Source organism: Rhizobium sp. A37_96, assembly GCF_053521765.1.
The window spans coordinates 1-12,284 of sequence record NZ_JBNWDS010000022.1 but is presented as its reverse complement, the minus strand read 5'-3'; the positions used below and the strand labels follow the sequence as shown (position 1 = coordinate 12,284).

The 12,284-nt window shown below is 61.9% G+C and carries 13 protein-coding genes; 8 read left to right on the top strand and 5 right to left on the bottom strand.

What is annotated here, in order from left to right:
* Nucleotide 1: 1 nt before the first annotated feature.
* The 4 genes from ACQZ6J_RS30915 to ACQZ6J_RS30900 all read right to left on the bottom strand — a co-directional run bounded on the left by ACQZ6J_RS30915 (nt 2) and on the right by ACQZ6J_RS30900 (nt 3,773).
* A complete protein-coding gene (locus ACQZ6J_RS30915) occupies nt 2-916 on the bottom strand; it encodes a branched-chain amino acid ABC transporter permease (RefSeq protein ID WP_163992737.1) in 915 nt (304 codons plus the stop codon).
* A gap of 93 nt (nt 917-1,009) precedes the next feature.
* The gene (locus ACQZ6J_RS30910) at nt 1,010-2,179 is read right to left on the bottom strand and encodes an ABC transporter substrate-binding protein (RefSeq protein WP_163992739.1); all 1,170 of its coding nucleotides are present in this window, start codon (nt 2,177-2,179) and stop codon (nt 1,010-1,012) included.
* Nucleotides 2,180-2,248: 69 nt separating this feature from the next.
* Nucleotides 2,249-2,794, bottom strand: a complete 546-nt coding sequence (locus ACQZ6J_RS30905; RefSeq protein WP_163992741.1) for a 3-hydroxyanthranilate 3,4-dioxygenase — start codon at nt 2,792-2,794, stop codon at nt 2,249-2,251.
* Nucleotides 2,795-2,816: 22 nt separating this feature from the next.
* Nucleotides 2,817-3,773: a dihydrodipicolinate synthase family protein gene (locus tag ACQZ6J_RS30900; RefSeq protein ID WP_449086823.1), complete on the bottom strand. Its 957-nt coding sequence runs from the start codon at nt 3,771-3,773 to the stop codon at nt 2,817-2,819.
* A 244-nt stretch (nt 3,774-4,017) separates the two neighbouring features.
* On the opposite strand from ACQZ6J_RS30900, the gene ACQZ6J_RS30895 reads away from it, so the two are divergent.
* From ACQZ6J_RS30895 to ACQZ6J_RS30870, 6 genes are all read left to right on the top strand, one after another.
* On the top strand, nt 4,018-4,923 hold the full coding sequence (locus ACQZ6J_RS30895) for a LysR family transcriptional regulator (protein ID WP_163992745.1): 906 nt from the start codon (nt 4,018-4,020) through the stop codon (nt 4,921-4,923).
* Nucleotides 4,924-5,061: 138 nt separating this feature from the next.
* Complete coding sequence (locus tag ACQZ6J_RS30890; protein WP_449086822.1) at nt 5,062-5,367, top strand: hypothetical protein; 306 nt, start codon at nt 5,062-5,064, stop codon at nt 5,365-5,367.
* A 281-nt stretch (nt 5,368-5,648) separates the two neighbouring features.
* Nucleotides 5,649-6,713 (top strand): ABC transporter substrate-binding protein, encoded by a 1,065-nt coding sequence (locus ACQZ6J_RS30885; protein WP_449086821.1) that lies wholly within the window; start codon nt 5,649-5,651, stop codon nt 6,711-6,713.
* The gene (locus ACQZ6J_RS30880; RefSeq protein WP_163992751.1) at nt 6,710-7,744 is read left to right on the top strand and encodes a FecCD family ABC transporter permease; all 1,035 of its coding nucleotides are present in this window, start codon (nt 6,710-6,712) and stop codon (nt 7,742-7,744) included. Before ACQZ6J_RS30885 ends, ACQZ6J_RS30880 begins: the two co-directional genes overlap by 4 nt.
* Nucleotides 7,734-8,522, top strand: coding sequence for an ABC transporter ATP-binding protein (locus tag ACQZ6J_RS30875; RefSeq protein ID WP_449086820.1), 789 nt, complete (start codon nt 7,734-7,736; stop codon nt 8,520-8,522). The genes ACQZ6J_RS30880 and ACQZ6J_RS30875 overlap by 11 nt, the downstream gene beginning before the upstream one ends.
* The gene (locus tag ACQZ6J_RS30870) at nt 8,519-9,250 is read left to right on the top strand and encodes a molybdate ABC transporter substrate-binding protein (RefSeq protein WP_449086819.1); all 732 of its coding nucleotides are present in this window, start codon (nt 8,519-8,521) and stop codon (nt 9,248-9,250) included. Before ACQZ6J_RS30875 ends, ACQZ6J_RS30870 begins: the two co-directional genes overlap by 4 nt.
* 51 nt (nt 9,251-9,301) lie before the next feature.
* Here the strand turns inward: ACQZ6J_RS30870 and ACQZ6J_RS30865 are convergent, their stop codons facing one another.
* Entirely contained in the window at nt 9,302-10,192 is an 891-nt protein-coding gene (locus ACQZ6J_RS30865) for a LysR family transcriptional regulator (protein ID WP_449086818.1), read from the bottom strand.
* Between the two features lie 173 nt (nt 10,193-10,365).
* On the opposite strand from ACQZ6J_RS30865, the gene ACQZ6J_RS30860 reads away from it, so the two are divergent.
* Both ACQZ6J_RS30860 and ACQZ6J_RS30855 read left to right on the top strand, forming a co-directional pair.
* Nucleotides 10,366-11,142: a class I SAM-dependent methyltransferase gene (locus ACQZ6J_RS30860; RefSeq protein WP_449086817.1), complete on the top strand. Its 777-nt coding sequence runs from the start codon at nt 10,366-10,368 to the stop codon at nt 11,140-11,142.
* A gap of 11 nt (nt 11,143-11,153) precedes the next feature.
* The gene (locus ACQZ6J_RS30855; RefSeq protein WP_449086816.1) at nt 11,154-11,798 is read left to right on the top strand and encodes a pyridoxine/pyridoxamine 5'-phosphate oxidase; all 645 of its coding nucleotides are present in this window, start codon (nt 11,154-11,156) and stop codon (nt 11,796-11,798) included.
* The last annotated feature ends 486 nt before the right edge of the window (nt 11,799-12,284 follow it).

Below are 12,284 nucleotides of genomic sequence, written 5' to 3'. Positions count from 1 at the left end.
CTCAGCCTTTCGTTGGAAAGAGGCCCTTGGGCTGGACGAGCAGCACGATAGCCATCAAGAGGTATATGCCCATGGAGGAGATGCCGGCGCCCAGTGCGTCCGCATCGGGGCCGGCCATGATGTGGCGCAGCAATCCCGGCATGAAGGCTCTAAGGCCGGTATCCAGCACGCCGAGCGTGATGCCGGCGACGAAAGCTCCCTTGACAGATCCGACGCCGCCGATGACGACCACCACGAAGGTCGCAAGCAGGATCTGCTCGCCCATGCCGATCTGGACGCTGACCACTGGCCCCATCATGAAACCGGCCAGCCCGGCCAGCAGCGAACCCAGTCCGAAAATTGCCGTGTAAAGCAGCTTGATGTTGACGCCGAGCGCTCGCACCATATCGCGGTTGGTCGAGCCGGCGCGGACCAGCATGCCGATGCGCGTGCGGTTGATCAACAAATAGAGGCCGAGCGCCACGAGCAGACCGACGAGAATGATCAGCAAGCGAAAGGGCGGATAGAGAAGCCCCGGAAACAGCTCGATCGGCCGCGACAGCATGTCGGGAAGTTGCAGGAAGATCGGCTGGCGGCCGAACAGCAGCACCGTCAGTTCATTGAAGATCAGAATGAGGGCGAAGGTCGCCAGAACCTGGTCGAGATGGTCCCTCTCATAGAGACGCCGCATCACGCCTAGCTCGACGATGATGCCGACAAGCGTCGTGGCGACCAGTGCGGCGGGCAGCCCCAGCCAGAAGTTGCCGGTGGCGTTCGCCACCCAGGTGCCGACGAAGGCGCCCACCATGTAGAGCGAGCCGTGGGCCAGATTGATGACGCCCATGATGCCGAAGATGAGAGTCAGCCCCGCCGCCATCAGGAACAGCATGACGCCGTAGAGAAGGCCGTTGAGCAATTGTTCAAGGATAAGAGTCATTGGGCGGTCCGGTGACCTTTTGTCGGGCAGAGATCGAAGCCAAAGCAGGAAGGCCCGGGCGCGCGAGGCGTCGCCCGGGCCTTGGCGCACGGATCAGAGCTTGCAATCCTTGGCGTGGATGTCGCCGTAGTTTTCGATAAGCTTGCGCACGGTCTTCGTGGTCGGCACGCCATCGGCGCCCTTTACAACCTCGAGCAGATACCAGTCCTGCACCGGATGCTGGTTCGGGCCGAAGCTGAACTTTCCGCGTACCGACTGGAAATCGGCCTTCTTCAGCGCGGCGCGGAAGGCATCGATATCGTCGATGCCGCCGGTTGCCTTGAGCGCGGAAGCGATCAGACGGGCGACGTCATAGCCCTGGGTGCCGTAGGTGGTGAGGGGCCGATCCGGATAGGTGGCCTTCCACTTTGCGACCAGTTCCTTGCTGGCGGCATTGTCGAAGTCCGGGCTCCAGTGCGACGTGACCTTCAGGCCGACGGCGGCATCGCCGAGGCTCTTCAGGATGACCGCGTCGCTGGAAGGTTCGGAGAGCACCATCGGTATCTGGCCGAGCAGTCCCGCCTGCTGATACTGGCGAAGGAAGGCGATGCCGAGCCCGCCGGGGTGGAACTGGAAAACGACATCCGGTTTCGCCGCACGGATCTGCGCCATTTCGGCCGAATAGTCGGTCTGGTCGAGCTGGGTGTAGACCTCACCGACGATCTCGCCGCCAAAGGTACGCTTGAAGCCGTCCAGTGCGTCCTTGCCGGCCTGATAGTTCGGCGCCAGAATGAAGGCGCGCTTGTAGCCGAGTTCCTTGGCCGCAATGCCGGAGGCTTCGTGCAGCGAGTCGTTCTGCCAGGGAACGACGAAATAGTTCGCATTGCAGTCCGGGCCGGCGAGATTGGACGGCGCGGCATTGGCGCTGACGTAGATCGCACCGTTGTCGACGACGTCCGGCACCACTGCGCCGGCGATATTGGAAAAGATGATGCCGGTGAGAAGCTTGATCTTTTCGTCGCCCATCATCTTTTCGGCGATCTGGCGGCCATTGGCCGGCTTGTTGGCATCATCCTCGACGACGAGTTCGACCGGCACGCCACCGAGCTTGCCGCCCTCCATGTCGATTGCGAGCTTCATGCCGTCGCGGACGTCCTGGCCGAGATAGCCGCCGGGACCGGACAGGGTGGTGATGACGCCGATCTTGACCGGATCGGCCGCGAACGCGGCGGTTGCGCTGGCAAGCGCAACGGTCAGCGCGAGTAAGGTATTCTTCAATGTCATAGGGTTCCCCATCATTTTCGTTATTGCATTTATTTATACGGTTCCCCTCCGCCTCTCCCGGGGCGGAGGTTATTGCAGTTTCACCCAGCCTTCCGGCGGCGTCTTGCCGGGATGAATCGTTCCGCATTTCGGGCAAGTCCGAAGTTTCTCATCTGCGTAGAATTTCGCGTAAAGCGGAGGAAGGTCGTCAACGATGGACTCCAGATCGACTTCGGCTCGGTGAACCAGGGTTGTGCATTCAAAGCAATACCACTCTACCGCGTCAAGAGCTCCTTCCTCGCGCACCGCTTCGATGACGAGACCGATCGAGCCTTCCTGGGGACGCTGTGGCGAATGGCGGACATGGGCGGGCAGCAGGAAGACATCGCCCTCGCGAATCTGGACGTCATAGAACTCCTTGCCGTCATAGAGCTTGAGCACCATGTCGCCCTTGAGCTGATAGAAGAATTCTTCCGACGGATCGTCATGATAGTCGGTGCGGCGGTTCGGGCCGCCGACGATCGTCACCATCAGGTTGCCGTCCTTCCAGATCTGCTGGTTGCCGACGGGCGGCTGCAGCAGATGGCGGTGCTCGTCGATCCATTTCTGAAGATTGAATGCGCTCAGTCTGGTCATTGTCGTTCCTCTCTTTTGTGGATTAGCCGAGCTTCAGTCCGCTTTGTTCGAAGGCGTCGCGCGTCAGCCGCTTCTCTGCCTCGGTGAGTTCCAGCAATGGAGCGCGTACCGGTCCGCCGGCCTGTCCCAGCAACTCCTGCCAGTATTTCTGGTGGGCGTGCGGCTTTTCGGCCGGGCGGGACCGTTTGAAGGCGTCGCGGACCTGTTGGAGGCTTGCGCTCACCGCCTTGGCCTCGGCGGCCCTGCCGGCAAAGGCGAGGTCGGTGTAATCGCGCATGCGCCGGTCGACTTTTGTCTGCAGCGTGTAAGGTGGAGACGAGCAAAGATAGAGCTGCCAGCCGAGTTCCAGCACATTGTCGAGCCATTCCTCCTCGGATGCGGTGGAAACGAGAATACGGTCGCCGGCAAGCGCGGTGAGCGTCTTGTACATCTCGCGCGGCACGGAATATTTGATGGCAACCACGGTCTCGATATCAGCGAGGCGGTTGCAGAGCTCGGGGCTCATCAGATAGCCGCTATCGGGGTGCGACCACAGCGCCATGCCGATATCGACTTTTGAAGAGATCGTCTCGTAGTAGCGCAGCAGTGTTTCGTCCTGCGCTTTGGAGAAATGCAGGATCGGCGCATGAACGACGATATAGTCGGCGCCGCAGGCCTGCGCATGTTTGGCGAGCTCGACGACGACATCCATGTTTTGGTCGGAACAGGACATGATCGTCTGCGCCCGGCCGGCGGTCGCCTCGACCGAGAAGTCGAACAGGCGCTTGCGCTCGTCCAGAGACATGGAGAAGAATTCGCCCTGCTTGCCGGCGATGAAGAAGCCGTCGATGCCCAGATCAGCGATCCAATGGTCCATGTTGCGGCGGAAGCCATCCTCATCGATGGCGCCGTCCGGGCGAAAAGGCGTGTTGGCCGCAGCCCAGATGCCGCGCATCGTTGCGCGCGAATGAGCCTTGGCGTTCTTGCGGTCGTATTTCATTCATCCTCCTCGATCGCCCGGATGCTCGGGGAACCGTATCAAGACGGCGTGTCGGTCGCGCACCCCGGCGGAAATGCCTCAAACGCGGCTATTTTCCGCCGTTTCCGTGCATTGCGAATGCCGAGCCGTGGACGCGGCGTCTTTGCCGACATCCTGTCTCCCGAGCCATTAAGCAGCAGATTTTTTTATTCAAGAACAGGTGGAATATGCATATATTCATGTGAATTTCAGTATGGATAGGTTCATGATCAATTTACGCCAGATCAAATGCTTCCAGGCCGTCGTCGAGCTCGGCAACTTTTCGCGGGCAGCCGAGCGGCTGCGCACGAGCCAAGCCGGTGTCTCCCATGCTATCCACGATCTCGAGGCGCTGTTGGGCACGCGGCTCTTCGACCGTACGACGCGGCGGGTGGAATTGACCGAGGCGGGCCAGATCTTCGCGGCCGGCGTCTTGCCGGGACTCGCCGAAATCGAACGGGCCGTAGAGTCCGTGCGCGACCTCAGCGAGCTGCGGACCGGGTTGGTTCGTATCGCGGCGCCGCCGCTCCTGGGCGCCACCGTCCTTCCACGGCTTCTGCAGGAAGTCGCCAAACTTCATCCGAGCCTGAAGCTGCGCATCGAGGATGTAGGAACCGACCTGATCGTGCCGCGCGTGCGCAACGGGCTTTACGAGATCGGCATCGGCACATTCAACACCGACGAGGAAGGGATAGACCGCCAGCATGTGCTCAGCGACCGGCTGATGGTCTTCATCGAAATGGATCACCCTTTCAAATCACTGGAGGAGGTGGGCTGGAAGGCGTTGCACGACCAGCGCGTCATCACTCTCACGCGAGAGAGCAATATCCGCCTGCTGACCGAAATCGGTTTCGAGACGGCCGGTCTGCCGCTTCGCCCGCATCTGGAGGTGCATCAGATTCACACCGCGCTTTCGCTGGTCGAAAGCGGCGCCGGCGTCGCGGTACTGCCGACCTACGCCTTTGCCGCGCTGAACGGCCGCGGGATCGCCGCCCGTCCGCTGACGGACCCGGCAATCACCCGACAAGTGAGCATCATCACCGCAAGGGAGCGCACCCTCTCGCCCGCGACGACCGCCGTGCGCCCGCTTCTTAGAAAGATCCTGCGCCAGATGGTGCCCGAAATTCTTTGAGCGGCCGAACCGGTCGATCGGGCGCATCGCCGCAAAGCCGTGGTGTACATAGACCGCGAATTGCTTCACGCTCGCGCCCTGATCCGGCAGCTCGTCGATCGCGAATTTTTCTTACGTTATCAACTGCAGGTAATTGTTATGGCCTATATCGCTTCTTTCTTTGCCGGCGCGTTCCTGTGCAACTGCCTGCCCCACCTGACGGCCGGGCTTCAGGGCACTCCCTTCCCGACACCATTCGCAAAGCCCCGCGGCGTCGGCAATTCCTCGCCCCTCGTCAATTTCCTCTGGGGCGGCTTCAATCTCGCCGTCAGTCTTGCCCTCGGCAAGATCGCTGGGGTCGAGTTGGGCGTCAATGGGACATGTATCGCGGCGGCGGCTGGCGCGCTGGTGCTCGGCACCTACCTTTCGCTGCATTTCGGGAAGGTCCGTTCGGCTGCGGACTGATAGTCGCGTCTGGACCCTGGCGGACGGGGCAATCTCCGGCGGAATGCAAATCGTCGACCGGAGCCGGCATTCCATCACCGCTGCGCTGTGCGCCAGATCCATGACGAGGTAACGGCGGTTCCACATCCGCCGCCGTGCAAATCGGTGCCTTCAGGTAAGCTCGACCTGCGGCCAAGCAGCAGATTTCGTTCGGGCGGGGAAGCTCGTCACACGTGCGATAGGCCGTCGTTGTATACAGCGAAATATAATGGTAGCGATTGGGGACCTTTCGGGAGAAGCCCATGTTAAAGCTCCGTCATTTGTTTTCCGTCGCTAAAATAGCCATCCTTTTCAGCAGTTTGTTGTTTTCCGCTCCCGCCTGGGCCGACCGTGTCGTGACCGACCAGATCGGTCGGCAGGTGCATATCCCGGATGCGGTCAACCGCGTCGTCATCCTGCAGCATCAGACCCTCAACATCGCGGTTCAGCTCGATGCGATGGACAAGGTGGTCGGCGTTCTCGACGAATGGAAAAAGCAGCTTGGCGCCAATTATGTGCGCCTCGCGCCGCAGCTGCCGAATTTGCCGATGCCGGGCGGTCTTACGAAAGTGAATATCGAGGAACTGCTGAAACTGAAGCCGGACGTAGTCTTCGTGACCAATTACGCGCCGGCCGACATGGTGAAGCAGATCGAGGATGCCGGCCTTTCCGTCGTCGCAATCTCGCTGCTGGACGTGCCGCCGGCAGAAGCAGTCAAGCTCAACCCTTCCGTCAAGGATGAGCCGGCCGCGATCGACTCCGGCTTTGCGACCGGCGTGCGGCTCATTGCCGATGTCCTCGGGCGCAAGGAAAAGGGCGAGGAGATGATTGCGGTAACAAAAAAGACCCGCAAGCTCGTTGCCGATCGCCTCGCCGATATTCCCGAAGACAAGCGCGTGCCGGTCTATATGGCCAATCCCGACCTCACGACCTATGGACGTGGCAAATATACCGGCCTGATGATGGAGCGCGCCGGCGCCCGCAACGTGGCCAACGCGGTCAGCGGCTTCAAGCAGGTGACGATGGAGGACGTGCTGACATGGAACCCATCGGTGATCTTCGTTCAGGAGCGCTATCCGACGCTCGTGGATGAAATCAAGAAGGCCGATTCCTGGCAGACGATCGATGCGGTCAAGAACGGCCGCATCTATCTGATGCCGGAATATGCCAAGGCGTGGGGCTATCCGATGCCGGAGGCCATGGCGCTCGGCGAGCTCTGGATGGCGAAGGAACTCTATCCCGAGCGGTTCAAGGATATCGACATGCAGAAGGAAGCCGACGCTTATTACAAGGAGTTCTACCGCACCGATTATCGCGCCGCGCAATGAGTGTGGAGGCTTCTCGCCGGAGTGGGCCAAGGGTCAAGATCGCCGCGCTGGCGATCCTGCTGGCGGTCGTTGCCGTCGTTTCGCTCGGGGTCGGCCGCTATGACATTCCATTCCCGCGGGTCGTGCAGATCCTCTGGGCGCCGATCTCGGCGCCGGAGGTGCCGGTGACGGCGACCGAGGCGAATGTCGTCTTTACCGTGCGTATGCCGCGCATCCTGCTGGCGCTCCTGGCCGGTGCCGGTTTGGCCCTGTCGGGCGCCACGCTGCAAGGCGTTTTCCGCAATCCGCTTGTGGGGCCGCAGGTGATGGGCGTTTCGTCCGGCGCCGCATTCGGCGGCACGCTTGCCATCCTCCTAAGCTTCTCGCGCTACGGCCTGCTTGGCGCGGCATTCGCATTCGGGCTGTCCGCGCTCGTCATCGTCTACGCCCTGAACGGCATCGTTGCCCGCCGCAATATCCTCGCGCTGGTCCTTGCCGGCGTCGTGGTGAGCGGCTTCTTCGGGGCTCTGGTGAGCCTTGTGCAATATCTCGCCGATACCGAAGACAAGCTGCCGGCCATGGTGTTCTGGCTGCTCGGCAGCTTTGCGACGGCCAATTGGGAGAAGTTCTGGCTGATCGCCGGTCCCGTCGTCATCGGCAGCCTGTTGTTGCTGGGCCTGCGCTGGCGCATCAACCTCCTGTCGATCGGCGACGAGGATGCCCGCGCTCTCGGTGTCAATGTCGAGCCGCTGCGCTGGCTGATCCTGGTGCTGGTCTCCTGCATCGTCGCAGCGCAGGTTGCCGTCAGCGGCATCATCGGATGGGTCGGCCTCGTCGTTCCGCATATGGCGCGCATGCTCGTCGGCCCGGATCACCGGGTGATGATGCCGGCCTCGCTGCTGATCGGCGCGCTCTATCTGCTTGTTATCGACACCATCGCGCGCACCGCGACCGGTTCCGAAATCCCGCTCGGCATTCTGACCGCGCTGATCGGCACGCCGGTCTTCGCCTTGGTGCTGAGACAGACCCAGAGAGGCGCCCGTGGTTTCTGATGGGGTCAATCTGCGCGTGGAACGAGCCAGCCAATCCTATGATGGCGCGCGCTGGCAGTTCCGCGCGCTCGACTTTGACCTGAGCGCCGGCGAGATCACCGCCATTCTCGGGCCGAACGGGCGTGGCAAGTCCACCTTGCTGCGCGTGCTGGCAGGGCTCTTGAAGCCGACTGCCGGTACCATGCACCTGAACCCGCGCACCGGCTTCGTGCCGCAGGAGTTTTCCGGTTCCTTTCCCTATTCGGTGCTCGACGTGGTGCTGATGGGCCGCGCCCGCCACATCGGGCTCTTCCGGACGCCACGCAAGATCGATGTCGATAAGTCGATGGAGGCGCTTAGCCTCACCGGCATGGCCGACTATGCGCAACGCAATATCGAGTCGCTGTCCGGCGGCGAGCGTCAGCTGGTGCTGATCGCGCGGGCGCTGGCAGGCGAAAACGCAGTGCTGCTGCTCGACGAGCCTGCCTCGGCGCTGGACCTCAAGAACCAGGACGTCGTATTGTCGCTGCTTGCCACCCTGGCCGACCGCGAGGGATTGGCCGTCGCTTTCACCACGCATCAGCCGAACCACGCGCTTGCCGTGGCCGATAAGGTGCTGCTCATGCTCGACCAGGCAAGAACCGTCTTCGGCGCCACCGATGAGGTGATGACGGAAGACAATCTCGAAGCGCTCTATGGCATCCCCGTCCGCTCGGCAAAACTCGACAGTAGCCAGCCCGTGGACGTCGCTTTCGTGCCCTTGTTCCGGCAAAGAGACAGGAAAGGAATTCGCCCGTGACCGATGCTGTTCAAGTCCTGTCCGCCGGCAGTCTGCGTCATGCCTTTCCGGCACTCATAGATGCCTTCGGGCAGGAAAGCGGCATCGCGATTTCGCTGACGCTCGGGCCTGCGGGACTGTTGCGGGAAAGGATCGAAGCGGGCGTCGGATTCGATCTCTTCACGTCCGCCAATATGGCGCATCCCCGGCGCCTTGCGTCGCTTGGGCTTGCGGAAGATGCCATATGCTTTGCCCGCAATCGGCTCTGTGTGCTCGCGCGCGCCGACCTTGATCTGACAAGGGAGAATTTCCTTGCGGTTCTATCCGATCCGGCCGTGCGGATCGGCACGTCCACGCCGGGCGACGATCCGGGCGGCGACTATGCCTTCGAGGTCTTCGACCGCATCGAAGCCCGATATCCGGGGAGGGGCGAGGCGATGAAATCCCGATCTCTGCAACTGGTCGGCGGCCGCAACTCGCCGCCTGCCCCGGCGGGCAAGGGAGCCGGCTACCTGATCACCGACGGGGAGGTCGATTTGATGATGAGCTATTATTCGAACGCACGCCTGCTGGCCGTAGACCGGGCGTTCAGTGTCGTCGATATTCCCGGCGAGTTTCAGCCGATCATCGAATACGGTATGGCAACTCGCAGGAATGCGGATGCCGAAACCAGACACCTGCGGGATTTTCTTTTGTCGGCGACCGGACAGGAGATCCTAAGCAAAGCCGGCTTTTCTCCAATCAGCTGATCTGCCGTGCGGACGGTCGCCACCCGCAGCTTCGATGCGCGTCTTTAGATATCAGCTTCTCGGAGGCGTGCTGGAGCGCGCGTAGGTTTCGGCCTCGCTATGCAGCCATTCGCAGAAGAGTGCGGATTTCCGGTTACGGCGGGCGCGGCGAAGGGCGACATATTCATGGCCGCTTTCCAGAAACCCGTAGGGCGCCATCAGCCGGCCAAAGCGGATGTCGTCGCTGACATAGGGCCATGGAGCGACGCAGACCCCGAGGCCGGCGCTGGCGGCCTCGAGCATGAAGTAAAAATGCTCGTACTCGACGCGCGGCCCGGTTGAGACCGATCGTCCAGACCGGGCGAGCCAGTCGCCCCATGCGCGCAGCCGCGTGCGTGTGTGGAGTTGAGGCAGGCCGTCGAATTCAGGCGTGGATTCGGCAAGGAGTGACGGAGCGAGCACGGCACCCGTCTGTTCCGGAAACAGAGAAATGACGTCGGCGCCGGCAGGCCATGGCGCAGTGCCAACCCGGATCGCCACGTCGAAACCGTCGCGGTTGAAATCGACGGGCTTCGATGAAGCCGACAGGCGCACCTCTATATTGGGGTAGTTCGCCTGAAACCGATAAAGGCGGGGAATGAGCCAGCGCATGGTGAAGGTGCCGGGGCAGGATACGTCGAGCTGGCCGTCTTCGGTGTCGGCCACGGCGCGCACCGACAGGTCCATCTGGTCGAACGCGGTCGTCAGCCCGGACAGCAGGGTCGCGCCGCCTTCGGTGAGCCTCAACCGATTTTTCGGCCCCTCGAACAGGGGAACGCCAAGCACCTCCTCGAGATGCTGTATCTGGCGGCTGACGGCGCTGTGCGTCACATTGAGTTCGTCTGCGGCGAGCGTCATGCGGCCGAGTCGGCCGGCCGCTTCAAAGGCGCGTAGGGCATTCAGGGAGGGAATTCGTCTAGCCATGTGCGTTTTCCGAACATCGAGTGTTCGAACATATCGGTTTTCTTTCCAGAAAATAACGTGTTTTTTGCCAACGAAACAAAAGGGCAGTGTCAACACCGAACAATAGTGCGGCGATGCGATGGCATTTTCGCGTGCGGCGAAGCTTTGTCCGCCAGAAGCAACGGAGGCATGATATGCAAGACAGACATCGGGACGGCAGCGCAGGCGACGCGAATTACGGCGTGATCGGATCGGGCTATACCCGCTATCGACAGCCGGATCCCCATATTGCCGAATTCATCCGCGCCGCCCTTGGAGATGCCAGGACCGTGCTGAACGTCGGCGCGGGGGCGGGCTCCTACGAGCCGGTCGATCGGCAGGTGACCGCCGTCGAGCCATCGGCCTCCATGCGGGCCCAGCGGCCGGAACATCTGCCCGCCGCGATCGACGGCACGGCCGAACAGCTTCCTTTCGCCGACCAGAGCTTCGATGCCGCGATGGCGACCTTTACCGTCCATCAATGGTCGGATCTCAGGCGAGGGCTCGGCGAGATGCGTCGCGTCACGCGCGGTCCGGTTCTGGTGCTGAGCTGCGATCCGGATCTGCTGGAACGCTCATGGCTGCACGCCTATGCGCCGGAGATGATCGCCGTCGAGGCGAGGCGCTATCCTGCCATGGATGCGATTGCGGCGGCTCTTGGCGGTAATGTGGAGGTCAAGGCAGTGCCGATTCCGCTGAATTGCATCGATGGCTTCGGCGAAGCCTATTACGGCAGGCCTGAGCGAATGCTCGATCCCGGCGCTCGACTTGCCAATTCCGCATGGAGTTTCGTCGATGCTTCTGTCGGCGAGCGTTTCGTTGCCGAGCTCGGTCGCGATCTGGCCGATGGATCCTGGGACCGTCGCCATGGCGCCCTTCGCACGCAGCCTTTCTTCGAGGGTTCGCTGCGGCTCGTCATCGCGCGGCCATGAGGAGGGATACCGTGAGGGAAGAACTGCGCGCATTGAAATCCCTGGCCGGGCCGTTTCCCTCGTTCGAGGCGGATCTGACGCCCGACGAGCCGCGCGACCTGTTTTCCGTCTGGCTGCGCGATGCCATCGAGGCGGGTATCAAGGAGCCGCACGCCATGGTGCTGTCCACGATCGACGAGACTGGCGTGCCGGATGCCCGCGTTCTCATCCTGAAGAACCTCGACCAGCGCGGCTGGCACTTCGCAACGACGGGCGGCGGCCCGAAGGGTCGGCAGATTGCCGCCAATCCGTCCGTGGCGCTGACCTTCTACTGGCCGCAGCTTGGCCGGCAAGTGCGTTTGCGGGGAATGGCGTTTCAGGCCGAGGCCCACGAGCGCTATGCCGATTTTCGCGCGCGTGCGCCGGGCGCCAAGGCGGTCGCGTTGACGGGACGGCAGAGCGAGGTTCTGGGCTCGCCGCGGGACCTCGAGGATTCATTGGCCCTGCAGAACAGGCGATTGCGGGAGGAACCCGATCTTGTTGCCGCGGGCTGGGCGCTTTTCATCGTCATGCCGCATGAGGTCGAGTTCTGGCAGGGCGATAGCGAGCGCCGGCATCATCGCCTGCGGTATCGGCGGGAAAAGGCCGGCTGGGTGAAGGAGCGGCTCTGGCCCTAATGGCCGGGCCTGGCTGGCGGCAAAGGAAGCACCGGCGCAAACATGCGCCGGTGCGGGTCTCATGGCTCCGGTCGGCTAAAGGCGGACGATTGTGCCTGCGTCCGTCCAATGGCCTTGGCGACGAGCACGTTGGCGGGACCATTTGTTAGAGTTCGATGGCGGGAGATGTGGAAACTGGCGTCGATGGTTCATTGCCGGATGGTCGATTTTCGAAAATCCGTCTCGCGAGAAAACAAAGCCTACTCGATCGGATGTCATGCGAGGCTCTGGAAGGCTCTCAAATGGAGCACTTTATCGAGCCTGGATAAATTATAAAGCAATTACAATAAGTTATAAAAAACATGAACGAGGATCGATTTTGGCCATTGACGATTTCATGCCGGCCAATCTATAAGCCCGATCACTGACGAGGGCGGCGGCGCTGCTGGCGACGAAGTCCTTCGCTCTGGTGTTTCCTGGATTGGCTGCGATGCTGATTGCTGGTTC